This window comes from Candidatus Pseudomonas phytovorans (genome assembly GCA_029202525.1).
Lineage (GTDB): Bacteria > Pseudomonadota > Gammaproteobacteria > Pseudomonadales > Pseudomonadaceae > Aquipseudomonas > Aquipseudomonas phytovorans.
In genome coordinates, this window is record CP119325.1 from 4,061,919 (window position 1) to 4,084,501 (window position 22,583).

The window sequence follows — 22,583 nt, forward strand, 5'->3', positions numbered from 1 at the left end:
CACGACAGAAAACCACAACCTCAGCCAGCCGGCGACCGCAACCGGGCAATGCCATGAGGCGGATCAACAAAGCGCAATAAAAACCCCGCCATTGGGCGGGGTCATTTACTGGGGCGGGATCACTTCTTCAGCGGAACCCGCGGCATGAAGCGGCCTTTTTTACTGCGCTGCAGGTGTGCAGGCTGGAGCAGTTCGGAATCATCCAGCGTCATGTGGGCGAACCCCAGGCGGAAAGCCGCCTGGCCGCAACGCACTTGGCTGTTGATCGGGAACGCATCGTTCAGGTCTTCGAAAAAGGATTCGCTCATGCCCTGTCTCCCTCCAGTGGCAGTCGCGCCGGTAACCAGAAAAGTCACCCAGAAAACGCGGCCTGTGAAAATGAGACTAGCCGGTCATTTGCGGACCGCCCGGACAAGCGCCCTGCAGCCGACCAGTGGCAGACCGCTCTACTTCAAGCGCACTGCCGTGCCAGTGGCAAATACCACGACCATTCCGCCCTGCACCGACGGCATGCTGATTTCAAAGTCCACACCGACCACCGCATCGGCACGCAACTGGTGAGCCCGCGCCTTGAGCTCCTCGGTGGCCTGCTCGCGCGCCTCACGCAGGGCGCTTTCCAGGGTTTGCGAGCGGCCGCCAAAGACGTCGCGAAAACGTGCAAAAAAATCCCGCACAAAGTTGATGCCCTGCACCGATTCGGAGCTGACCACGCCCAGGTATTCGGCAATCGGGCGCCCTTCGAGTTGGCTGGTGGTGGAAATGATCATGAAAGCGCTCCGTTGACCCAGGTAAAGAGGCCGATTCTAACAGAGCGCCCATCTGTATATTGACGCGGCTTACGCGCTGGCCGCCCGCAACCGCTGCCCGATACGCGCGCCGAACACGTTCACCAGCAACCCCGCCATCACCAGCAAGGCGCCCCAGCCCTGAATGGCGGACAGGCGTTCACCCAGCAACAGCGCCGACGAGCTCAAGCCAATTACTGGCACCAGCAGCGAGAACGGCGCCACCTTGCCGGCCGGGTGACGCGACAGCAGTTTGCTCCACAGGCTGTAGCCGAGCATGGTGGCAACAAAGGCCAGGTACACCAGGGCCAGCACTGAACTCCAGCTGATATTGGCCAAGGCATGGCCAATGCGCTCAGGCCCTTCCAGCCACCAGGACAACGCCAGGAACGGCAGTGGCGGTATCAACCCGCCCCAGATCACCAACGCCACCAGGTCAACCGAGCCAAAACGCCGGGTGATGATGTTGCCGATGCCCCACATGGCACCACCGCACAAGGTCAGCACCAGCGCCAGCAGGGGAACATGGCCGCCATCTTCGCTACCAATCAACGCCAGGCCACTGGCCGCCACCAACAGCCCCAGCACACTGGCCACGCGCAGCCGCTCCCCGAGGAACAGCGCAGCGAAACCCAGGGTAAAGAACGCCTGCGACTGCAGGATCAACGAGGCCAGCCCGGGCGGCATGCCGCTGTACATTGCCTGGAACAGGAAGGCAAACTGGCCCAGCGAAATCGTCGCACCGTAGGCGATCAACCAGCGCCAGGGCAGTTTGGGCCGCTTGACCAGCAAGATGGCCGGGAACGCCACCAACAAGAAGCGCAGCGCCCCCAGCAACATCGGCGGCAAGCCGTCAAGGCCAACCTTGATGACCACGAAGTTGACTCCCCAGGCGACAATCACCACCAGGGCGATGAGCAGGTCCTTGAGCGGCATTGCAGCGTCCTTCCTCAGGCTTTATAGACATATTTCGTTACAGCATAAGGCTATTCCTTTAACAGGGACCAGCACAGTTGCGGCAAAGGGTTGCGCAACAGTAAGACTGTTACAGTATCACCGGTTGACGCTGTCAATTGCAGCGGCCTTGTATCGCGACAGGCCTGCATAGCAGCCCCGACATAGTGGCGTGGACGCATATATAGCTGGGGTCGCAGGCGGCGAGCGCCTGGCGCAAGCACTGTTCCGTTGCGGTCATGGTCGTTATCTCTATTGATGAAGTGGCCTGAAACTACTTGGACGCCCAAGCATTGAAGCGCTGCTCCAGCTCTTCGCCATGGTCGACCCAGAAATCCACATTCATCGCCAGCGCCCCGTGCAGGTTCTGCGGCGAAGTGGGCACCCAGCTTGCCAAGGCCGGGTCAAGCTTGGCAGCCGCCTGCGTATTGGTCGGCCCATAAGGAATCTGCTGCACATAGCGCACCTGGGTATCCGGCTGGTTGGCATAGGCAATCAGCCGCTTGGCCTGGTCGACATGCCGAGAGCCTTTGATGATGGCCCAGTAGTCCATCCCATAGAGGCTTCCAGGCCACACCACAGCCAGCGGGCTGCCCTGCTGCGCGGCCACGGCAATGCGCCCGCTGTAGGTCGACGTCATGACAACATCCCCTGCGGCCAGCCACTGCGCAGGCTGGGCTCCGGCGTCCCACCACTGGACATAGGGCTTCAGTTCGCTGAGCTTGGCGAAAGCACGGTCAACCCCGGCCGGGGTCGACAGCACCTGATAGACATCCTCGACCTTGACCCCATCGGCCAGCAGGGCGAACTCCAGGTTGTAGACCGCACGCTTGCGCAGGCCGCGTTTGCCCGGGTACTTGTTCACGTCCCAGAAATCGGCCCACGAGGACGGTGCCTGAGCCAGCTTGTTACGGTCGTAGCCGATGGCCACGCTCCACACCAGCGCAGCCGAGCCGCAGTCCTGAGCGGCATCGGGTATCAGCTCGGCGGCATGGCCCAGGCGCCGCCAGTCAAGGTGTTCGTAGACGCCCTCGTCACAGCCGCGCACCAGGTCCGGGCCTTCGATCTGCACCACGTCCCAATCGACGTTGCCGGTGTCGGCCATCACCTGGATCCGCGCCATCTCGCCGTTGTATTCGCTCTGGATCAGCTTGCTGCCATCCTGGGCACTGAAGGGTTTGAAGATCGCCTCTTCCTGGGCCTTCTGGCCGGCGCCGCCATAACCCACCACCACCATCTGCGGCGCGGCTTGTGCACTGCCCAGGCCAAGGGCGAGCAACGTTGCGCAAAGGCCAGGAACACGGAGTAATACTTGCATCGCTGTTTCCTCCTGCCGGTGCCCGATGGGCCCGTTTTCTTGTTGTTGTGAGGTCACACCCTCGCGGTGAGGGTGATGAAAAGCTAGTCTCGCGCCAGTAAAAAAACAAGTTGATTTTTTACTGCGGCTACACTTTCATAAACAAAACAAGAACAACACCGCACCGGAGCCGCCTGTATGCAAACCGCCTTCCCTCACCTGTTCGAAGCTTTGGAGATCCGCGGCAAGCGCCTGAAGAACCGCATCATGTCCACCGGTCACGACACCTGCCTGCCCACCGACAACCTGGTCAACGACAAGCTGATCGCCTACCAGCGCGACCGCGCCGCCGGTGGCGTCGGCCTGATCGTGCTGCAGGTTGCCGGGGTGCATGACAGTGCCCGCTACACCTCACATGTACTGATGGCCACCGACGATGCCTGCATTGACGGCTACCGACAGCTTACCCAGGCCTGCCATGCGCACGGCACCGTGGTGCTGTCGCAACTGTTTCACCCCGGGCGGGAGATCATGGAGTCGGCGGACGGCCTGCTGGCGGTTGCCTACTCCGCGTCTTCGGTACCCAACGAACGCTTCCGGGTGATGCCGCGCGCGCTGGACCAGCCGATGATCGACGAAATTGTCCAAGGCTATGCCAGTGCGGCCCGCCGCCTGCATCAGGCCGGGCTGGATGGCGTGGAGGTTGTGGCCAGCCATGGCTACCTGCCCGCGCAGTTCCTCAACCCGCGGGTGAACTTGCGCAACGACGGCTACAACGGCGAACTGGAACAACGCCTGAGGTTCCTGCGCGAAGTGCTGGCCGCCGTGCGAGCTGCCACCGACGAGCAGTTCATCATCGGCCTGCGCATCAGCGCCGACGAGCGCGACAGCCAGGGGCTGAGCGAAGATGAATCGCTGGCCGCAGCGGTTGCCCTGCAGGGCCAGCTCGACTACCTGCACCTCGTCGCGGGCACCTCGGCGTCCCTGGGCGGCGCCGTCCACATCGTCCCGCCCATGGCCATCGAGCCGGCCTACCTGGCCCGGGAGGCGGGCACTTTCAAGCAGCAGCTGGCCATTCCGTTATTCGTTACCGGGCGCATCAACCAGCCTCAGGAAGCCGAACTGATCCTGGCCCGCGGCCAGGCCGATGTCTGCGGCATGACCCGTGCACTGATCTGCGACCCGCTGATGCCGAGCAAGACCGAACGCGGTCAGGTCGAAGACGTACGCGCCTGCATTGCCTGCAACCAGGCTTGCATTGGCCACTTTCACCGTGGCCTCGCCATCTCTTGCATCCAGCGGCCAGAAACCGGCCGCGAATTGCAGTACGGGCAGCTGACGCCCACCACTACGCCCAAGCGCATCCTTGTCGCCGGTGGTGGGCCCGCCGGCATGAAGGCAGCCGCAGTGGCCGCCGCCCGCGGGCACCAGGTAACCCTGTACGAGGCCGGCCCGCAGCTCGGTGGCCAGGTCTTGCTGGCCCAATTGCTACCGCGGCGCAGCGAGTTCGGCGGCGCCAGCACCAATCTGCAACGGGAAATGGCCTTGGCCGGTGTGGAAGTGGTCCGTAACACCCGGGTAGATCGCGCCCTGGTCGAGCGCGAGCGCCCCGACCTGGTCATTGCCGCCACCGGCGCTACCCCCTACTGGCCAGCGTTCGAGCGCACCGGTGAACTGCAAGTGGTGGACGCCTGGCAAGTACTGCGCAACGAAGTGAAGCTGGGGCGGTCGGTGCTGGTGATCGACTGGCGCTGCGACTGGATCGGCCCAGGCATCGCCGAACGCCTGGTCCGCGAAGGGCACCAGGTGCAGCTGGCAGTCAACGGTACCCATTGCGGCGAGAACCTGCCGCTTTATGTGCGGGACCAGCTGGCCGGCGAGCTGCATCGCCTGGGCATCCCCATCACCCCTTATGCGCGCTTGTATGGCAGCGACGACAACACGGTGTACCTGCAACACACCGCCAGCGGCGAAGCCATGATCTTCGAGGGCATCGACACCCTGGTGCTGTGCATGGGGCATCAGCCGGAAGACAGCCTGGCCAGCGAGCTGGCCGGCCTGGTAGAAGTGCGGCGCGTGGGCGACTGCCTGGCGCCACGTACCGCCGAAGAAGCGATTCACGACGGCCTGACGGTTGCCTGGTCGCTCTGAGGCTGTACATACTGCGGCTTTTGCGACGGACCGACGTGCATGAGCCAACTCCCCCCGCCCCCCGCCAGCGAAGCCGGGGGCACCGCGCCGCAATTCCTGGGCACCCGCATTCGCGGCCTGCGCAAGCGCCGCGGCATGACCTTGGCGGAGCTGGCCGCGCACAGTGAACTGACCGCCGGCTACATCAGCCAACTGGAACGCAATCTTTCCTACCCGTCGATCCCGGCGCTGTTCAACATCGCCCGCAGCCTGGGTGTGACCATCCAGTGGTTTTTTGCCAGCGAGGCCACCACTGCGCCCGAAGACCAAGGCTATGTGGTACGGCGCAACAGCCGCCTGAGCGTGCACTATGAAGATGGCATCGTCGATCAACTGCTCACCCCCCAGCCCAACCGCCAGCTAGAGATGCTGCACTCGCGCTTCCCCCCAGGCACCTATAGCCAGCAAAGCTACAGCCATGAGGGCGAAGAAGCCGGCTACATCCTGAGCGGCACTTTCGAGCTGTGGGTGAGCGAACGGCATTTCCAGCTGGGTGAAGGCGACAGTTTCAGCTTTTCGAGCCAGGAGCCGCACCGCTACGGCAACCCCGGTGAGGAGGATGCCGTGGTGATCTGGGTGATCACGCCGCCAACGTTCTGAAACTGTGGGAAGGGTTACCAGATACTGTGGGGAGCGGGCTTTTCGTATCGAAAGCCCGCTAGTGTTGATCAGGCAGCAGCAAACAGCTCATTGGCGATCTGCGCCTGGGCGGCATCAATCGCCTGGCTGCGCTGCTCCGGGCCATAGGCCAGGCCATGGGCGCGGACGATTTCCAGGTTGGTAACACCGATAAAGCCCAGGAACACTTTCAGGAAGTCTTCATGCCCGGCGCCAGTCGGCTGGCCAGCGTGCAGGCCACCGGCGGTGGACACCAGTACCACCTTCTTGTTGCCGCACAGACCTTCCGGGCCAGCTTCGGTGTAGCGGAAGGTCTTGCCGGCCACGGCAACGCGGTCGATCCAGGCCTTGAGCTGGGTCGGCACGGTGAAGTTGTACATCGGCGCACCGATCACCACAGCATCAGCGGCCAGGAACTCTTCCAGGGTTTCTGCGCTCAGCTTGGCTTCGAAAGCCTGGGCGGCATCGCGCACGTCCTCAGGAGTACCTGCGGCAACCAGCGTGGCGGCGGAGAAGTGGGCGATGGCGTCGGCTGCCAGGTCACGGTACATCACTTCCACGCTTGGATCAGCGGCTTTCCAGGCTTCGACCACTTCACGGCTCAGCTGGCGGGAGGCGGAATTGTCGCCCAGGATGCTCGAATCGATGTGCAATAGTTTCATGGGACTCTCCTGTGATTGAAGACCGCTGCTTTGGGCGATCACGATGGAGATAATCCTACAGAGATGCGTAATGGCTGATAAGTCGGCAAAAATGCGCTAGTTTGTCCCACAAATGGAACAGTGAGACATTCTAGCCGACTTTCCCTGACCGCCTTGGTTAACCGCTGCCACTCGTGAGCAGTAGCGGTTAACCCAGTTCAGAGAAGCACAACTACTTTGAAACAACCTGGCTTTCATAAATTGCGTCACCGCCAGCCGAGCCTGCGAAGCGGATATTCATCCGTGCGATGACGCTCTATCTAAAGGAACAGATTTAGGTCTCAGCCGTTCTGGCAGCCAAAGCTGATCGCCTTTGCATCAGGCTGTAGTAGCAGGCTGCCGGGAACAGCAGACCCACTACCCAGGCCAGGTCGATGCCCTGCAGCGAAGCAGCAACAGGCCCGACGTAGAGAGAGGTGTTCATGAACGGGATCTCCAGCGCAATGGTGGCGAGAAACACGCCCACTGCGATCCAGTTGACCCGGCCATAGATACCCGACGGATCGAAGATGTCGGCAATCTGGTAGACCCCTTTGCGTAACGCGTAGTAGTCCACCAGGTTGATCGCCGTCCAAGGGATCAGGAAATAGCTCATAAAGAAGATGAAGTTCAGGAAGAACTGGATGAAATCATCCTGGGCCAGGGTACATAGAGCCGTCGCCAAAGCGCAGATCACCAACATGAAACCCGCCCGTACCCCAGGGGTGACCTTCAGCGCTGCAAACGGCTCGATTACCGTCACCGTCGACATGAAGGCGCCGTACAGGTTGAACACGTTGATCGCGATCTGCCCGTAAAGCACGAACGCTACCCCCAGCAGAGTGCCGCCACCGAGTACGCCAAGCAGTTGCAGGCCAACGTTGTCGGAAAAACCGACGATGGCCTTGGCCAGCACCGCACCTAGCAGCATCATCCAGCTACCGCCGATGACCGTGCCCGCGTAGCTGTACCAGAACACCTGCCGCGTGGACGTATGGGTCGGAAGATAGCGCGAGTAGTCGGCCACGTAAGGCGCATAAGACAGCTGCCAGGTCACTGCGATGCTCACCGAGGCCAAGAAGCTGGCCAGGTTGAAGCCTTGCGCAGACCATTGGCCAGCGTCCATCGGCAAAGCCAGAGCCAGCAGCGTGGCGATGCCGAAGACCGCGATCGACAGCAGCGACAACAGCTTCTGCAGGCGGTGGATGAGCTGGTAGCCGAACAGCGCAACCAGGAAGCACATGCCACCGAGCAGAGCGATGTTGCCGCCGTTGCCGAACGGGCTCGCGCTGGCAATAGCCTGAGCGGCCAGCAGCGTGTTGCTGACGAAAAAGCCCAGGTAGATGAGCATCACGAACAGCAACGGCACGATGGCACCGAATACGCCGAACTGTGCGCGACTCTGGATCATCTGCGGGATACCCAGGCGTGGGCCTTGGGCGGAATGCGAAGCCATGAAGATCGCGCCGATCAACGAGCCGAGCAGAATCGACAGTGCACTCCAGAACAGGTTGAGCCCCAGGCTGATCGGCAGCACACCAGCGGCCACCGTGGTGATATTGGCATTGGCGCCAAACCAGACGAAGAACAGCGAACGCGGCTCGCCATGGCGTTCGGTTTCCGGGATGAAGTCGATGCTTCTTTTCTCTACTTTCATGTCGTTCTCCGCTCAGCGCTGGGCAGCAAGTTGGCGTTCAAAGCGCGCAATCGTCTGCACGAATGCTTCTGGCTCATGGGCGAGATGGTCGGGTTCTGCACTGAGCACGGAGGTCGCCGGCTGGTTGTTCCATCTGCGCAGCAACTGCTCGGCGGAGAAGATTTCCAGCCCGTAGAGCCAGTTGGAGAGAATGAACAGCGCCGAGTAGTGCGCGGAAAGCGTGGTCGCCGTGCAGCAGTCGGCGACCAGCACCAATTGGAAGTCGTGCTGATAGGCATCGAACAGGCTGCTCATGACGCACACGTCGGTCAGCACACCGGCCACTACCAGCCGCTTGATGCCCTGATCTTTCAAGGTCTCGGCCAGGTGCGTGCCGTGGAAGGCGCTGTAGCGTTGCTTGTCGATCACGACGTCGCCAGCCTGAGGCGCCAGGGCATCGATGATTTCGATGGCAGGGGTGCCGGCACAGTACGTGGTTGGTCGGCCCTGCGCGTCGACTGGTTCGCCGAATGCCAGGTTGCGGCCTAGCGCATCGTTGACATGGCGTGTGTAGAACAAAGGCAAGTTTCGGCTGCGGGCACTATCGATCAGCGCCGCAGCATTTTTGATTACATTGTCGAAGCGCGGCAGGGGGAAGCTATCTTCCTGTTGAAGGTCTATTAGCAGAATGGCGGTGTCTTGGTTCATCTGATTTCTTCCAGGTGCATGAGTCCGGGCGATACGCATAGGATCGCCAGTCGGCATGTGGGGAGCGGTTACGAAAACGCCGTACTGGCGTTACCCGCGAATACGAGAAATGATCTCGTGGAAGGAATCAGCTAACTATCTGCCAGAAGCCATTTTGCTTGGCTGCTACAGCGGCAGGAAGGCGTCGCAGGGTTATCTGTAATGGTGCTGCCGCTCGTCTCAAGAACCCCATCATGGGCCCACAGGGCAACACGCGCACCCAGCCAAACGGGCGGGTGCTGACGCTGCCAAAGGAGGAGACGAGGCGTATCATGACAAAACACTCTAGGGACTTCTCTAAATATCAAGCAATTACCAGGCCAAGATCAATGGCGCTGTAGACCGCTGTTTGCAGACGTGCCTTCCAACGAGTGTTACCGCGAATGCGTGGTATACCGTAATACAGGTGATACGGAGCGTAGCATTGTCCTAAGAAGCCCTTCAGATCGACAACCTCCGGCAGGTCGTGAGAGCGGAACATGGCCCCGATTGTGGATGGGTACAGGCCTCTGACGACTCAGGCATAATGCATGCTCTGCATGCTTAGCTCCCCCTATGTCCTAAGGTCGTCCGAAAGTGGCTATTGGTGAACCCCGAAATTTGAATGACCTCTTCTATTTCGCGAAGGTCGTGGAGGCTGGTGGTTTCGCTGCGGCAGGCCGCCTACTGGGCATTCCAAAATCCAGGTTATCCCGCCGTATTGCGGAATTGGAGGAGCGGCTCAACGCTCGCCTCCTTCAACGCACAACACGGCAGCTGAAACTCACGGCGGTGGGCGAGCGCTACCTGCACCACTGCCAGGCCATGCTACTTGAGGCCGAAGCTGCCGATGAAGCCGTAGCAAGCATGAGCAGTGAGCCACGCGGGCGCTTGCGGGTGTCTTGCCCGGTGGCGCTGGCGCATGCTTTTTTGCCGGACGTGATCAGCCGCTTTCTTGCCCAGTACCCGCTCGTGCAGCTGGACATGGTGCTACTCAATCGCCGGGTCGACCTGATTTCCGAAGGCATTGACGTTGCACTGCGCGTGCGAGACCTGGGCGATGAAGACCCGGCTCTTGTTACCCGCCGCCTGCGCCAGGCGCAAATGCAACTGGTGGCCGCGCCCGGTTTTGCCGACCACATCCGCGAACCGGCTGAGCTGGCATCACTGCCGGTGCTGGGCGCTGCCGAAGCAGACCGGCTGGTGCACTTGCGCCTGTTAGGCCCCCATGGCAAACAGCAGGACATTGCCCTGGAACCGCGCCTGGCCATTGATGATTTCGTGGTACGTAATGCTGCTGTACGAGCTGGCCTGGGGTTCACTGCGCTGCCCAGCATGTTCTGCGAAGAAGAGCTGGAGCGCGGCGAACTGGTGCGCCTGCTGCCAGACTGGTCACTGCCAGGCGGCTATCTGCAGGCAGTGTACCCGCACAGGCGCGGCGTACTGCCTGCGGTGCGGGTATGGATCGATCACCTGGCGGCATCATTCGAGGCCTGTGGAGAGCGATATGTCTGAAAAGAAGATCAGCGAAGCCCAGGTGGCAGCGTTCTGCCTGAGCCTTCCGGGAGCACGGGAAGACTACAAATGGGGTGGTATCCGGGTGTTCTCGGTGGCGGCCAACAAGATGTTCGCAGTGCTCGATCTGGCGGGCGCGGGGCTGTCTTTCAAAGTGGCCGATGAGCTGTTTCTCGGCTACTGCGACCGCCCAGGGGTGCGGCCTGCGCCATACCTGGCGCGGGCGCGGTGGATCAGCATGGCGCTGCCCTACCCCATGGGGCGTGATGAGCTAACTGATTTGCTGCAGCGCTCGCACCAGTTGGTGGTGCGGCGGTTACCGAAGCGCTTGCAGGTGGGGTTGGTGATATAGGACAGCCTGTACCGGCCTCTTCGCGGGTAAACCCGCTCCCACAGTTACACCACAGGCTTCAAGGGATGTGATACCCCTGTGGGAGCGGGTTCACCCGCGAAGAGGCCGGTACAGCCACGCATCAACCAAAAGGCAGGTAGTGCCCTGCAAAAAACAACCAGTCCGCCCAGAACACCTGGTGCACCAGCACTATCCCCCAGAACACCACCTGGTACGAAACCTTGCGGGTCTTGTGCCGGAACAGTTGCTGCGCCAGTAACGCTCCCGGCCAACCACCGAGCATTTCACTGGCATGCAGCACTTTCTCTGGCGTGCGCCACGCCTGGGTGCGCGCCTGCTGCTTATCCTGCCAATACAACAACAGGCTGATCAGGCTCATTGCCGGGTACAGCGCCAACGGCCACCAGGCCTGATCGTTCCAGGCCATACGCGCCGCACCCAAACCAGGCAACAGGCAAAGCAAACCCAACAGCAGCAGTTTCAGGCGCACATTACGCACGCCTTCAGCCCGTTGCCCGCGCAACGCCTCAGCCATGGGCTGTGGACCAGTCAACCCAGCCGAACTGCCAGGTCGCCAGAATCAGCAGCCCGAAAACGATACGGTACCAGGCAAATGCCGCGTAGCTGTGGTTGGCAATGAACTTGAGCAGCGCACGCACAGCGATCATGGCGAAAATGAACGAAGTCACGAAACCAAGGGCAAACACCGGCAAGTCACTGGGCTGGAACAGGTCGCGGTACTTGTAGCCCGAATACACCGCCGCACCGACCATGGTCGGCATCGCCAGGAAGAACGAGAACTCGGTCGCCGCCTTGCGCGACAGGCCGAACAGCAGGCCGCCGATGATGGTCGAGCCCGAGCGCGAAGTGCCGGGGATCATCGCCAGACACTGGACAAAGCCGATCTTCAGCGCATGGCTCCAGTTCATGTCGTCCACATGGTCAACCGCCACGCGGTGCTCGCGGCGCTCGGCCCAGAGCATGATGACGCCGCCGATCACCAGTGCCGTCGCCACGGTGATCGGGTTGAACAGGTACTCGTGAATCAGGTCGGCGAACAGTACGCCCAGTACCACCGCCGGCATGAACGCCAACAGCAGGTTACCGGTGAAGTGCCGTGCCTTGGGCTGGCTGGTCAGGCCGAACACCACTTCGAGAATCTTGCCGCGAAACTCCCACACCACTGCCAGAATCGCCGCCAGCTGGATGATGATGTTGAAAGCCATGGCCCGTTCACCGCCAAAACCTATCAGGTCGGCGACAATAATCTGGTGTCCGGTACTGGAGATCGGCAGAAACTCCGTCAGCCCTTCGACCACGCCTAAGATGATTGCCTGGAAGGCAGTCCAAAAATCCATCATTCCCCCGGATGGAGCGCTGCTTGCTGCAGGCCCCTTGTTCTTGATTTGCTTGAAATTGCCGCACACGGCCCGGCTGTTTTACAGCGACTGTTGGGCGCAACGCCAGTGGAAAAGTTCACGGCTGCTAAAGGTTTCATCTTGCGCGGCCGAAATCCTAGCAGAGCGGCTTTGCATTCGCTTTACGTCACCTGCTGCAGACTATTACAAAGATAGCACTTAGCCATTAGTCGAGTGGGGGCTTGCCGCAAAGCGTGCTTGGATGCACCTCAATAAAAAGAACAATGCGGGAGCTCGTGGATGAAGACTCTGAGATCAATGTCGATCAGCCGTCGCCTGTGGCTGATCCTGGTGGTGGCAGTGGCCATGCTGTTGGTGCTGGGCCTGCTGATGCTGCGCCAGATCCACGGTGACCTGTACCAGGCCAAAGCGGAAAAGACCCGCCACGTGGTGCAGACCGCGGCCGGTGTATTGGCCTATTACCAAGGGCTGGAGGCGGCAGGCACACTCACTCGCGAAGCCGCCCAGCAACAGGCGCTGCAAGTGGTGCGGGCGCTGCGCTACGACCACGGCGACTACTTCTGGATCAACGACCTGGGGCCGAAGATGATCATGCATCCGGCCAACCCCAAACTCGACGGCCAGGACCTCTCGGCCATTCGCGACCCCGACGGCTTTGCCGTGTTCAACGAGATGGTCGCACTGGCGCGTCTGCAGGACGCCGGGCCGGTCAACTACCGCTGGCCCAAGCCCGGCGCCAGCGAGCCGGTGGCCAAGACTTCCTATATACAGTTGTTCAAGCCGTGGGGCTGGATCATCGGGTCGGGCGTGTACGTCGATGATGTACAGGCCGAGTTCGCCCGCCAGCTGCGCGACGCCTCGCTGGTGGGCGTGGGCATTGCCCTGTTGATGGCGCTGGTGGTCATGCTGATTGCCCGCAGCATCGCCCGCCCCTTGCAGGAGGCTGTGCAGGCCATGGGCAACATCGCCAGCGGCGAAAGCGACCTGACCCGGCGCCTGGACACCCACGGCCGCGACGAAATCACCCACCTGGGCGAGCACTTCAACCGCTTCAACGGCAAGCTCCAAGGGGTGGTCGGACAGTTGCAAGGCGCCGCCCACGCGCTGGCCAAGTCGGCCGGGCACGTGGGTGACAATGCGGGCGCCGCACAACAGCACAGTGCCCAGCAATCGCTGCAGATGGACCAAGTGGCCACGGCCGTGAACGAGGTGACTTACGCGGTGCAGGACGTAGCCAAGACCGCCGAGCAGGCCGCCGGGGAGATGCGCACTGCGCAGCAGCAGGTAGCGCAGGGCCAGCAAGCCATCCATGGCAGCCTGGCGCAGATCGATCGGCTGTCGCTGACCATCGACCAGGCTGTTCAGGTGATCCGCGACCTGGCCGGGCACAGCACGCGCATCGGCGGCGTGCTGGAAGTAATCCGCTCCATCGCCGAACAGACCAACCTGCTGGCGCTCAACGCAGCCATCGAGGCGGCACGGGCCGGCGAGCAGGGCCGCGGCTTTGCCGTGGTCGCCGACGAAGTGCGCCTGCTGGCCCAGCGCACAGCGCAGTCGACGGCCGAGATCCATACCATGATCGCGCACCTGCAAACCCAGTCGGATGCGGCGGTCAAAGCCATCGACACCAGCAGCGAAGCCTCACGCCAGACCGTCGAACAAGCCCGCGAGGCCGGCGCCAGCCTGGATGCCATCAACCAGGCGCTGAACAACCTCACCGCCCTGAATGCGTCCATCGCCAGCGCCACCTTGCAGCAAGCGCATGTGGTCGAGGAGATCAACCGCAACGTGCTGGATACCGCCGGGTTGTCCCAGCAGACAGCGGATGCCGCGCGGCAGTCCAGTGATGCCGGGGTGGCGTTGGGGCACTTGAGCGAGGAACTGGAGCAATTACTGCGGCAGTTCCGCGTATAGTTTCAGCAGGCGACGCGGTTGGTGGACTGCCCCCAAGAAGTTGGACAAAAAATCCAACCCTTGGGGGACCTATGGGCAAATACACAGAGCAGTTCAAGCTCACAGCCGTCTCAGCCTACCTGGATGGCAATAATGGCTTCCGAAAGGTAGCCCAGCATTTCGATGTTGATTTCAGCCTGCTCCGCCGGTGGGTTTCCAGCCATCAGAGCGAATCCAGCCTTTCTTCACGCTCACATGGGCGGCGTTATGACGACGATTTCAAGCGACAGGTGCTGAGCTACATGCACGAACATCGCCTTTCCATGCGGCAAACCGCAGCACATTTTGGCCTCGGTCAATCATCGCAGATAGGCAGCTGGCAGCGGCAGTACTACAGTGGTGACCCTATAGCCCCTGTCGACCGCCAGAAAAAGCCGATCAAAGTGCCGAAGAAGATCAAACCAGCAAAACCCACAAATACTGACGATTCGCAAAAGCCCCGAGACCAGCTGATGGCGGAGCTCGAATATCTGCGCATGGAGAACGCTGTCTTAAAGGAGCTCAAGGCTTTGCGAGAGGAAAAGGAACGAATGTCGGGGAAAAAGTCCTGATCGTTTCGAGGCTCAAGCCTAGATTCCCTTTGCCTGACCTGCTGCGTCTGGTCGGGCTGGCTCGCAGTACCTTTTACTATCAGGTGCAAGCTCAGCAGAAGCCGGACAAATATGCCGAGCTTAAAGAGCAGATTCAGCAGGTCTATCGCAAAGAGAAAGGGCGTTACGGCTATCGACGCGTTGCACTCGTGATCAGAAAAGGTGGGGTACTGGTCAACAAGAAGGTCATCGAGAGGCTGATGGCTGCCCTGGGTCTGCAGTCACTGGTGCGACCTAAGAAGTATCAGTCGTACCGAGGTGTTGTTGGCAAGATAGCGCCGAATCTGCTGGAGCGAAATTTCGTTGCCCAGCGTCCTAATCAGAAATGGGTGAGTGACGTAACTGAGTTCAAAGTGGCTGAACAGAAGCTCTATCTTTCGCCTGTGATGGATTTGTACAACGGAGAAATCATCGCTTACGAGACGGCGAGTCGCCCTCAGTACAGCCTGGTTGGGAACATGCTCGACAAGGCACTCAAAACCTTGGGAGAAAAGCCGAAGCTGGTGCTCCACACCGACCAGGGCTGGCAGTACCAGCAGGGTCAGTATCGCCACCAGCTGCGCAGTCGTGGGGTGAAACAGAGCATGTCTCGTAAAGGCAATTGCCTAGACAATGCAGCTATGGAAAGCTTCTTCGGCACGCTCAAGTCAGAATTTTTCTACCTCAAGCGTTTCGAGAGTATTGATGAATTGAAAGCGGGCCTGGATGAGTACATTCACTACTACAACCATGACCGCATCAAGCTAAGGCTCAATGGCCTGAGCCCTGTCGAGTACAGGACCCAGGCGGCAGCATAGAACTGTCCAACTTTTGGGGGGCAGTCCATGGTGTGGGAGCGGGTTCACCCGCGAAGAATCCAGCGCGGTGGATGGCACCGGCGTTGCCGGTGTTCGCGGCTGAAGCCGCTCCCACAGTGATCGCGTGGACTCCAGATTTTGGGCAACACAGTTGCTCCTGAAAGGGCAAACGCATTCCTGCAGCCAGCTGGCCTACACCTTCCTCCACTGAACAGCTACAATCGCGCCCCTCCCCCATAGCCGCCAAGGATCGCCGATGTCCGGCCTTGAACTCATCGCCGCCATCCTCGGCGTTACCGCTGTCTGGCTAACCGTCAAGCAGAACGCCTGGTGCTGGCCGATCGGCCTGGTCATGGTGCTGATCTACGGCTGGCTGTTCTACGAGGTAAAACTGTACTCGGGCATGCTGCTGCAACTGGCCTACGCCATCCTGCAACTGTATGGCTGGTGGCAATGGAAGCGCCCCGGCCACGCTGAAGACGCCCGCCAGGTCTCACGCCTGCAACGCCCGGCCCTGCTCAATGGCCTGGCTGCCGGTCTGCTGCTGAGCGCGGCCCTGGGTGCGGCCATGGCCAACTGGACCGATGCCGCCCTGCCCTGGCTGGACGCCACCCTCACCGGTTTCAGCCTGGTAGCGCAACTGTGGATGGCCCAGAAGCGCCTGCAATGCTGGCCGCTGTGGGTGGTGGTGGACATCATCTATGTGGGCCAGTACCTGCACCAGCAGTTGTATTTCACCGCAGGTTTCTTCGCCGTGCTTACCCTGATTGCCGTGCGCGGCTGGCTGGAATGGCGCCGTGACCCGGCGTTGGTGCAGCCATGAGCGTAAAACAGGCCATGAAGGTACTGGTGCTGTGCGGCCCCGAGTCCAGCGGCAAGAGCTGGCTCAGTGGCGTGATACAGGCGCACTTCGGCGGCGTAGTGGTGGCCGAGTACGTGCGTCACTTCATCGACCAGGAGTGCCGCGATACCTGTTACGCCGATATCCCCACCATCGCCCGGGGCCAACTGGCCTGGGAGGACCGGGCCCGCGAGCAGGCGCCACCGCTGCTGATCCTCGACACCCACCTGCTCAGCAACATGCTCTGGAGCCACGCCCTGTTCGATGACTGCCCGCCCTGGCTGGAGCAGGCATTACTTGCACGTCGTTACGACCTGCACCTGCTGCTCAGTCCGCAAGGCGTGGACTGGGTTGCCGATGGCCAGCGCAGCCAGCCCGACCTCAACGACCGCCAGCGCTTTTTCGACGACAGCCTTACCTGGCTTGAGCAGCATGATCAGGCACACCAGATACTTGAGGGCGATTGGCCGCAGCGCCAATTGCTGGCCCTGCAAGCAGTAGCTATGCTGGTTGGTAGCGATGCGCCAGCATGCCCGACCGAGTGTTAAGTCACTGAGACACACCCGTGGGGCAAAGCCCCCGAAAATGCGGGGTTTCCCCCCGCATCGGGGACAGTGTCAAGCCAGTGATACACCCCTGCAAAAACCCTTCCAGTCAAAGCCAGTGCTGGCTTAGCCAGTCGTACCCCCGGCCAACTGTATCAACCCTGAGACAGAATACGCCGCAGTTTCTCATTCCCTGGCTTTAACCTGTTGATCTGCAAACGCTTCTCAAAAGCGGCACACCTTCTGCTCTGTTGTTCGCATCGCTGAACAGGGCCAGCGCTCTAAGAAGGAGTTGCCGTCGTGAGGAAAAGTGACAAACGCCTCCATCACCTCGTACTGCTGGGTTGTGTATTGGGGTCATTGAGCCTGGCGGCCCAGGCGGACAACGGGATCATCATCATCAAGCGCGATGTGCAGGTGCGCAATGCGACGGTTCCTCCGCTGATCCCTGACCCCAGCCCTACCACGGTCAATGCCAACCCGGCTGCCTACGTGCTCAAACAGACCAACGAGCTGAGCGATGGTGACTTCGCCAGCATCAGCAGTGGCGCGGGCATCAGCAACATGATCACGCAGCAGACCGACAACCTGGGCGGACACCTCGGCAACCAGAACCAACTGCCCAACCTGTCGAGTGGTCGGGGCACGGGGGGATCAGGTAACGGGATCGCGAACATGGTCAACTCAAGTGTTCAGCGCGGGCTCGCTCCGTTGCAGATCCTGACAGGCGGGGGCAAGTGAGATGAAGCACATGCTGCTGATTCTGGCCACCCTGTGCAGTGCGCCAGCCCTCGCCGACTCCCCTGTTCCCGTCATCAATAGCGCCAACATCGACAGCTCAGGCAGCCGCTATCAGGGCAACCTTTCTGTGAACCAGGCAGCGGGTGACAAACAGCAACAGGTCAACGCGCGCGCCATTGCGGTGGGGCCTGAAGCGAACGCCAGCACGCAGATCCGGCAACGGCTCAATACGCCATCCGACCCCACGATGGATGCCCGCGCGACCATTCAGGGCAACGCCTTCAGCAACGGCAGTGGCGCACTGGGGGTCAACCAGAGCGCCGGTGCCAATACCCAGCAAGCCAACGCACTGAGCATCAGCATCAGTGCGCAACCGCAAAGCATCGACGACAGCGTCCTCATGCAACAGAACGTGGCGCTGCTCAACAACTCCGGAGCAACTGACATTCCAGCCGGCTATCGCCAGGTCACTACCAGTGACCAGGCCTTCACCGGTAGCCGTGGGGTGATCCAGTTGAACCAGAGTGCCGGGGTGGGAAACCGAATGGCCAACACCTTGAGCATACGGGTCGCGGATTGACCCAATCAGTTAAGAACAACACTTAACCTAATAAAGTACGGAGAATCACCATGAAACCCTCGATGGCAATCAAGCCTCTGGTTTTCGCAATTGCTGCGGTCATGGCTGTTGCTGTACAAGCTGGGCAAAACGATCGGCGTGATGACCACCATAACGGCCACCATAACAATGGTCAGCACACGCCTCCACCCACCAAGATCCCTGTGTATGCAACGGCCAATGCCTGGGATACCCAAAACAGCACCGATAACCGTATCACCAACCAAGGCACTATCAACGAAGCCGAGATGAGTGATTCGGGCACCGGTTCCAGCGGCAACGTGGGCATCAACGTGGCGGCCGGTAACGGCAACCAGCAGGATAACGCAGCTGCCATCGCCAACGCCGGCTCCGAGTCGAGCCTGGACAACAGCTTCGTGTTCGGCATGGCCAGCGCCACTGCCGATGTCGTTCAAACCAGCAGAAACAACCGGGTCGACAACTATTCGACCCAGTCGTCGGCGGTGATGAGCGGCTCGGCCAGCGGGGCTGAGGGCAACATCGGGATCAACGTAGCCGGTGGCGACCTCAACCAGCAGAAAAACACCATGGCGATCGCCAACACCGGTGCTCCGCTGGGTAATGCCACTGCCACCGCGTCTGCCGAGCAGGACGGCCCAGGTCTGGTCGTGAACAACGCCGCCGACCGCACCTACCGTGTGGATACGATTACCATCACCACCTCGGCAAGCGGTTCGAGCTCGCGTGATGGCACGTTCAACTCGACCGACGACCGCAACTCGTCGTCGAGCTTCAGCGTGGCCGGCGCGCAAAGCGCCAGCTCCAGCGGCTCCAGTGGCTGGAACTCCAGCGGTTCGAGCAGCTCGAACGCCAGTGGTTCCAACAACTCCAGCGCCAGTGGCTCCAACAGCTGGGGCCTGAACGGCTCAGCCAGCGGCAGCAACAGCTCGTCGAGCAGCGCCAACCTGACGGCTTCGCTGGACGCCGCAGCCAACGCTACGCGCACCCTTACCACCGATGATGGCCGTCGTGAACGCACCCGCTCCAGCACCTTCGACGGTTCGTTGAATGCATCGCTGGACGTATCGGTCGACAAGTCGCACGAAAGTGCATACGACTCGTCGTTCGAAAAAGCGTTCGACTCCAACTACGACAAGTCGCATCAATCGTCGTACGACAAGTCCAAAGACTCTTCGTACACCAAGTCTCACGACTCTTCCTACGAGAATGCTTCGGCGTCTGACTTCTCGAAGTCTGGCGAAAAATCGAAACAATCCTCGAACGACGTTTCGAAGAGCTACAGCGAAAGCAGTGCTTACGACTTGAGCAATACCGTGTCCTTCCAAGTGCTGACCCCGACCGGCTGGGCCAACCCTGTTACCAATACTGCAACCCTTAGCGGTTCGGTCAATGGTGGCAGCGGCAACCTGGGCGTGAACGTGGCAGCCGGTGTGGGCAACCAGCAGAGCAACTCGCTGGCCATCTCCAACACCTCGTTCTAAACGCTGCGCTTGAGGCCCCCTTCGGGGGGCCTTTCTTCAACACACCGTAAGGCACCCGATCATGCGTATTTTCGCCTTGGCGTTTTTGCTGTGCCTGGCCAGCGTGAGCGAAGCTGCACAGATGCCGCTGTCCGTCCTGCCGGGCGGCGCCGTGGTGTTCAAACCTCTCCAGAGCGTGCGCGAACGCAAGTTCGCCGACCTGGTGCAACAGAAAACCGACTTCAGCTGCGGCGCCGCCGCGCTGGCCACCATCCTGCGCCAGGCCTACTGGCTGGATGTGGACGAACATCAAATCATCGAAGGCATGCTGGCCCACGCCGATCAGGACCTGGTGCGTACGCAAGGCTTCTCGATGCTCGACATGAAACGCTACGTCGAAAGCTTGGGCATGCGTGCCCGTGGTTATCGCGTAGCGCCCGATACGCTGCACAACGTGCGCATTCCGGTCGTGGTGCTGATGGATGTGCGTGGCTACAAGCACTTCGTGGTCATGCAGAAGGTCGACAAAGGCTGGGTATACGTAGGTGACCCGGTACTGGGCCATAAACGCTACAAAGTCGAAGACTTCCTCAAGGGCTGGAACGGCATCATCTTCGCCGTGATCGGCCAGGGTTACGACAAGAACAATATCCTGCTCGACCCACCCCTGCCGCTGACCGCCAAGGGCCGGGTGGACAACTTCACCCCCGTGAAGGACAACGAGCTGCTGGACTTCGGCTTCATCAAAAGCGACTTCTTCTAACGATTGTTCTAATGACAAGGAGCATGATGCTCCAGGGAGCATTTAATGAAGACTTCATTGTGGCTGGCCATGGCCTGCCTGGCTGCCAGCCTGCCAAGCCACGCCGAGGCGTTGAAACCCATTGAACTGAAGGACCAGGAATTGGCAAACCTGCGTGGCCGCTATGTGATGCCCGGACGCATCGTGAGCTTCGGCATCGTCATGAGCAGCACCTGGCAAAACGCCAAGGGGGACGTGATCGGCGCCACGTCCACGCTGCAGGTTCAGCAATCGACCATCAAGCCCCAGTTCTATGTCTCGATGATTGATGAAAAAGGCGCAGGCGCGGCGTCGAGCAGTGCACCCTCTGCCGGAACTGGCGTGGTCACGGGCGGTAATGGCCTTTCCACTACCGAGGGTGTGACTCAGGTGGTACGTGCGGCCGGTGATAACAACACGGCCTACAACAACGTCGACATCAATGTCACCAAGGCCAACCAGGCCCCCGCCGTGCAACAGCAAGGCCAGGCGCTGGCCGCCGGCCAGACCCTGGTTGGGGAAAACGGCGCCGGCTCGCTCAGTGTGTCTTCGAGCGGCGTAGGTGTGCAGCTCAACATCAATGCCAGCAACAACCAGGGCAGCAGCGTGCAGCGCCTGGCCCAGGGGGGCCTGATGCAGAACTCGACGCTGCTTGGCAACGGCAACCTGGTCAGCAACGTGACCTCCCTGAATGTCGTCATGCGTGAGAACGTGCCGACAGCCGCTTCGCTCAACGGCAGCCTTGACCAGCTCAAAGGTCTTCGCACCTCCGGATACTGATCTACGCTCAGTCTCATCAAAAGTAGTTGGAAGGGACGGCAACTCCATGTACCGATCGTTAACGCTCAGAGCTTTTGTGTGTTTGACTACCTTGGCCCCCGCCACCGCACTCTACGCAGCCGCCGACCCGCAGGTCGAAGCGCTGAAACAGGAACTGATCGAACTTAAACGCCGTTACGAGGCCCAGCAACAGGCACTGATGGTACTTGAGCAGCGCGTGCGCCAGGTCGAAGAGGCCCCGGCGGCAGCGCCGCCCAAACGCCTGGTCAGGTCCCCGGCCGAAGGGGTAAAAGGCGCGCAGACCGTCGCGTCTGGCACCCCAGGCACCACAGGCAGCTCGTACGGCCAGGCGCTGACGGCCGATTCCCAGCCGGCGCAAAGCGTTTCCAACCTGTATGACGAAGCCAGCGGATTCTTTGGCGGCGGCAAGTTCAGCTTCGAAACGGGTGTCACCTACACCCATTACGATACCCGTGCGCTAACCCTCAATGGCTTCCTGGCGCTGGACTCGATCTTCCTCGGCAGTATCAACCTTGACCGCATCAAGGCCGACAACTGGACGCTGGACATGACCGCGCGCTACAACCTGGCGCAGCGCTGGCAGTTCGACATCAACGTGCCCGTGGTGTACCGCGAGTCGACCTACTCCTCCGGCGGTGCGGGAGGCGCCGGGGCCACTACTTCCGATGCAACCGTCACCCGCGACCCGGAAATCGGCGATATCAACGTTGGCGTGGCCTACAAGTTCCTCGACGAGGACGAGACCTGGCCTGACGCGGTTGCCACCCTGCGGGTCAAGGCGCCGACCGGCAAGGACCCGTATGGCATCAAACTGCGTGAGGTCGATGGCAACAACAACCTGGCAGTACCGGACAGCCTGCCGACCGGCAACGGTGTGTGGTCGATCACACCGGGCATCTCGCTGGTCAAGACCTTCGACCCGGCTGTGCTGTTCGGCAGCCTGTCCTACACCTACAACATGCAGGACTCGTTCAGCGATATCAGCCCGCAGGTCAACAGCAAGGTGCCGGGTGACGTGAAACTTGGCGACTCCTGGCAAATTGGCGGCGGTATCGCCTTTGCCCTGAACGAGAAGATGAGCATGTCGTTCTCGGTGTCTGACCAGTTCGCCCGCAAAAGCAAGATCAAGCCCGATGGCGGCGACTGGCAATCCATCTCCAACAGCGATTACAACGCGGCCAACTTCAACGTCGGCCTGACCTTCGCTGCCACCAACAACCTGACCATCGTGCCCAACCTGTCCATTGGTCTGACCGACGATGCACCCGACTTTTCCTTCAGCCTGAAATTCCCCTACTACTTCTGAGACTTGCCCTCGGCCGGGCCCGCGCAAGCGGGGCC

Annotated in this window: 23 protein-coding genes; 14 read left to right on the top strand and 9 right to left on the bottom strand. The window is 60.8% G+C overall.

What is annotated here, in order from left to right:
* Window positions 1-119: 119 nt before the first annotated feature.
* The 4 genes from P0Y58_17880 to P0Y58_17895 all read right to left on the bottom strand — a co-directional run bounded on the left by P0Y58_17880 (window position 120) and on the right by P0Y58_17895 (window position 3,057).
* Window positions 120-308, bottom strand: coding sequence for a hypothetical protein (locus P0Y58_17880; protein ID WEK28776.1), 189 nt, complete (start codon window positions 306-308; stop codon window positions 120-122).
* Window positions 309-446: 138 nt separating this feature from the next.
* Window positions 447-767, bottom strand: coding sequence for a YbjQ family protein (locus tag P0Y58_17885; protein WEK28777.1), 321 nt, complete (start codon window positions 765-767; stop codon window positions 447-449).
* Between the two features lie 69 nt (window positions 768-836).
* Window positions 837-1,721, bottom strand: a complete 885-nt coding sequence (locus P0Y58_17890) for an EamA family transporter (GenBank protein WEK28778.1) — start codon at window positions 1,719-1,721, stop codon at window positions 837-839.
* 292 nt (window positions 1,722-2,013) lie between these two features.
* Window positions 2,014-3,057, bottom strand: coding sequence for an ABC transporter substrate-binding protein (locus P0Y58_17895; GenBank protein WEK28779.1), 1,044 nt, complete (start codon window positions 3,055-3,057; stop codon window positions 2,014-2,016).
* A gap of 177 nt (window positions 3,058-3,234) precedes the next feature.
* On the opposite strand from P0Y58_17895, the gene P0Y58_17900 reads away from it, so the two are divergent.
* Complete coding sequence (locus P0Y58_17900; protein ID WEK28780.1) at window positions 3,235-5,187, top strand: FAD-dependent oxidoreductase; 1,953 nt, start codon at window positions 3,235-3,237, stop codon at window positions 5,185-5,187.
* Window positions 5,188-5,226: 39 nt separating this feature from the next.
* Window positions 5,227-5,826 carry a cupin domain-containing protein gene (locus tag P0Y58_17905; protein ID WEK28781.1) on the top strand — a complete coding sequence of 200 codons (600 nt, stop codon included), beginning with the start codon at window positions 5,227-5,229 and terminating at the stop codon, window positions 5,824-5,826.
* 68 nt (window positions 5,827-5,894) lie between these two features.
* On the opposite strand, the gene P0Y58_17910 is transcribed toward P0Y58_17905, so the two are convergent.
* The 3 genes from P0Y58_17910 to P0Y58_17920 all read right to left on the bottom strand — a co-directional run bounded on the left by P0Y58_17910 (window position 5,895) and on the right by P0Y58_17920 (window position 8,868).
* Window positions 5,895-6,506 carry an FMN-dependent NADH-azoreductase gene (locus tag P0Y58_17910; protein WEK28782.1) on the bottom strand — a complete coding sequence of 204 codons (612 nt, stop codon included), beginning with the start codon at window positions 6,504-6,506 and terminating at the stop codon, window positions 5,895-5,897.
* A 313-nt stretch (window positions 6,507-6,819) separates the two neighbouring features.
* Window positions 6,820-8,181 carry a cytosine permease gene (locus P0Y58_17915; protein ID WEK28783.1) on the bottom strand — a complete coding sequence of 454 codons (1,362 nt, stop codon included), beginning with the start codon at window positions 8,179-8,181 and terminating at the stop codon, window positions 6,820-6,822.
* Window positions 8,182-8,193: 12 nt separating this feature from the next.
* A complete protein-coding gene (locus tag P0Y58_17920) occupies window positions 8,194-8,868 on the bottom strand; it encodes a cysteine hydrolase (GenBank protein ID WEK28784.1) in 675 nt (224 codons plus the stop codon).
* 621 nt (window positions 8,869-9,489) lie between these two features.
* Between P0Y58_17920 and P0Y58_17925 the strand changes: the two genes are divergently transcribed.
* Both P0Y58_17925 and P0Y58_17930 read left to right on the top strand, forming a co-directional pair.
* On the top strand, window positions 9,490-10,401 hold the full coding sequence (locus P0Y58_17925; GenBank protein ID WEK33350.1) for a LysR substrate-binding domain-containing protein: 912 nt from the start codon (window positions 9,490-9,492) through the stop codon (window positions 10,399-10,401).
* Window positions 10,394-10,753: an MmcQ/YjbR family DNA-binding protein gene (locus tag P0Y58_17930; protein ID WEK28785.1), complete on the top strand. Its 360-nt coding sequence runs from the start codon at window positions 10,394-10,396 to the stop codon at window positions 10,751-10,753. Before P0Y58_17925 ends, P0Y58_17930 begins: the two co-directional genes overlap by 8 nt.
* A 121-nt stretch (window positions 10,754-10,874) precedes the next feature.
* Here P0Y58_17930 and P0Y58_17935 read toward each other — a convergent pair whose 3' ends face one another.
* Together P0Y58_17935 and P0Y58_17940 are read right to left on the bottom strand one after the other, a co-directional pair.
* A complete protein-coding gene (locus P0Y58_17935; protein WEK28786.1) occupies window positions 10,875-11,288 on the bottom strand; it encodes a DUF1294 domain-containing protein in 414 nt (137 codons plus the stop codon).
* Window positions 11,281-12,111, bottom strand: a complete 831-nt coding sequence (locus P0Y58_17940) for an undecaprenyl-diphosphate phosphatase (GenBank protein ID WEK28787.1) — start codon at window positions 12,109-12,111, stop codon at window positions 11,281-11,283. Before P0Y58_17940 ends, P0Y58_17935 begins: the two co-directional genes overlap by 8 nt.
* 300 nt (window positions 12,112-12,411) lie before the next feature.
* Here P0Y58_17940 and mcpP point away from each other — a divergent pair, with 300 nt between their 5' ends.
* The 10 genes from mcpP to P0Y58_17990 all read left to right on the top strand — a co-directional run bounded on the left by mcpP (window position 12,412) and on the right by P0Y58_17990 (window position 22,548).
* On the top strand, window positions 12,412-14,046 hold the full coding sequence (mcpP, locus tag P0Y58_17945) for a methyl-accepting chemotaxis protein McpP (protein WEK28788.1): 1,635 nt from the start codon (window positions 12,412-12,414) through the stop codon (window positions 14,044-14,046).
* A 71-nt stretch (window positions 14,047-14,117) separates the two neighbouring features.
* Window positions 14,118-15,472 (top strand): IS3 family transposase gene (locus tag P0Y58_17950; GenBank protein WEK28789.1). Its coding sequence is split into 2 segments (ribosomal slippage): window positions 14,118-14,610 and window positions 14,610-15,472, totalling 1,356 coding nucleotides; the frame shifts between segments, so codons are not numbered across the junction.
* A gap of 256 nt (window positions 15,473-15,728) precedes the next feature.
* On the top strand, window positions 15,729-16,295 hold the full coding sequence (pnuC, locus tag P0Y58_17955) for a nicotinamide riboside transporter PnuC (GenBank protein WEK28790.1): 567 nt from the start codon (window positions 15,729-15,731) through the stop codon (window positions 16,293-16,295).
* Window positions 16,292-16,861, top strand: coding sequence for an AAA family ATPase (locus P0Y58_17960; GenBank protein WEK28791.1), 570 nt, complete (start codon window positions 16,292-16,294; stop codon window positions 16,859-16,861). The genes pnuC and P0Y58_17960 overlap by 4 nt, the downstream gene beginning before the upstream one ends.
* Before the next feature lie 297 nt (window positions 16,862-17,158).
* Entirely contained in the window at window positions 17,159-17,599 is a 441-nt protein-coding gene (locus P0Y58_17965; protein ID WEK28792.1) for a hypothetical protein, read from the top strand.
* A gap of 1 nt (window position 17,600) precedes the next feature.
* Window positions 17,601-18,179: an adhesin gene (locus tag P0Y58_17970; GenBank protein ID WEK28793.1), complete on the top strand. Its 579-nt coding sequence runs from the start codon at window positions 17,601-17,603 to the stop codon at window positions 18,177-18,179.
* Between the two features lie 50 nt (window positions 18,180-18,229).
* Window positions 18,230-19,681, top strand: a complete 1,452-nt coding sequence (locus P0Y58_17975; protein WEK28794.1) for a heme utilization protein — start codon at window positions 18,230-18,232, stop codon at window positions 19,679-19,681.
* 61 nt (window positions 19,682-19,742) lie between these two features.
* A complete protein-coding gene (locus P0Y58_17980; GenBank protein ID WEK28795.1) occupies window positions 19,743-20,423 on the top strand; it encodes a C39 family peptidase in 681 nt (226 codons plus the stop codon).
* A 45-nt stretch (window positions 20,424-20,468) separates the two neighbouring features.
* A complete protein-coding gene (locus P0Y58_17985) occupies window positions 20,469-21,221 on the top strand; it encodes a hypothetical protein (GenBank protein WEK28796.1) in 753 nt (250 codons plus the stop codon).
* A 46-nt stretch (window positions 21,222-21,267) separates the two neighbouring features.
* Window positions 21,268-22,548 carry a hypothetical protein gene (locus P0Y58_17990; GenBank protein ID WEK28797.1) on the top strand — a complete coding sequence of 427 codons (1,281 nt, stop codon included), beginning with the start codon at window positions 21,268-21,270 and terminating at the stop codon, window positions 22,546-22,548.
* The last annotated feature ends 35 nt before the right edge of the window (window positions 22,549-22,583 follow it).

Coding starts and splice junctions, on each gene's coding strand:
- P0Y58_17880 (WEK28776.1), bottom strand. CDS start 308: ATGAGCGAATCCTTTTTCGAAGACCTGAACGATGCGTTCCCGATCAAC.
- P0Y58_17885 (WEK28777.1), bottom strand. CDS start 767: ATGATCATTTCCACCACCAGCCAACTCGAAGGGCGCCCGATTGCCGAA.
- P0Y58_17890 (WEK28778.1), bottom strand. CDS start 1,721: ATGCCGCTCAAGGACCTGCTCATCGCCCTGGTGGTGATTGTCGCCTGG.
- P0Y58_17895 (WEK28779.1), bottom strand. CDS start 3,057: ATGCAAGTATTACTCCGTGTTCCTGGCCTTTGCGCAACGTTGCTCGCC.
- P0Y58_17900 (WEK28780.1), top strand. CDS start 3,235: ATGCAAACCGCCTTCCCTCACCTGTTCGAAGCTTTGGAGATCCGCGGC.
- P0Y58_17905 (WEK28781.1), top strand. CDS start 5,227: ATGAGCCAACTCCCCCCGCCCCCCGCCAGCGAAGCCGGGGGCACCGCG.
- P0Y58_17910 (WEK28782.1), bottom strand. CDS start 6,506: ATGAAACTATTGCACATCGATTCGAGCATCCTGGGCGACAATTCCGCC.
- P0Y58_17915 (WEK28783.1), bottom strand. CDS start 8,181: ATGAAAGTAGAGAAAAGAAGCATCGACTTCATCCCGGAAACCGAACGC.
- P0Y58_17920 (WEK28784.1), bottom strand. CDS start 8,868: ATGAACCAAGACACCGCCATTCTGCTAATAGACCTTCAACAGGAAGAT.
- P0Y58_17930 (WEK28785.1), top strand. CDS start 10,394: ATGTCTGAAAAGAAGATCAGCGAAGCCCAGGTGGCAGCGTTCTGCCTG.
- P0Y58_17935 (WEK28786.1), bottom strand. CDS start 11,288: ATGGCTGAGGCGTTGCGCGGGCAACGGGCTGAAGGCGTGCGTAATGTG.
- P0Y58_17940 (WEK28787.1), bottom strand. CDS start 12,111: ATGGATTTTTGGACTGCCTTCCAGGCAATCATCTTAGGCGTGGTCGAA.
- mcpP (WEK28788.1), top strand. CDS start 12,412: ATGAAGACTCTGAGATCAATGTCGATCAGCCGTCGCCTGTGGCTGATC.
- pnuC (WEK28790.1), top strand. CDS start 15,729: ATGTCCGGCCTTGAACTCATCGCCGCCATCCTCGGCGTTACCGCTGTC.
- P0Y58_17960 (WEK28791.1), top strand. CDS start 16,292: ATGAGCGTAAAACAGGCCATGAAGGTACTGGTGCTGTGCGGCCCCGAG.
- P0Y58_17970 (WEK28793.1), top strand. CDS start 17,601: ATGAAGCACATGCTGCTGATTCTGGCCACCCTGTGCAGTGCGCCAGCC.
- P0Y58_17975 (WEK28794.1), top strand. CDS start 18,230: ATGAAACCCTCGATGGCAATCAAGCCTCTGGTTTTCGCAATTGCTGCG.
- P0Y58_17980 (WEK28795.1), top strand. CDS start 19,743: ATGCGTATTTTCGCCTTGGCGTTTTTGCTGTGCCTGGCCAGCGTGAGC.
- P0Y58_17985 (WEK28796.1), top strand. CDS start 20,469: ATGAAGACTTCATTGTGGCTGGCCATGGCCTGCCTGGCTGCCAGCCTG.
- P0Y58_17990 (WEK28797.1), top strand. CDS start 21,268: ATGTACCGATCGTTAACGCTCAGAGCTTTTGTGTGTTTGACTACCTTG.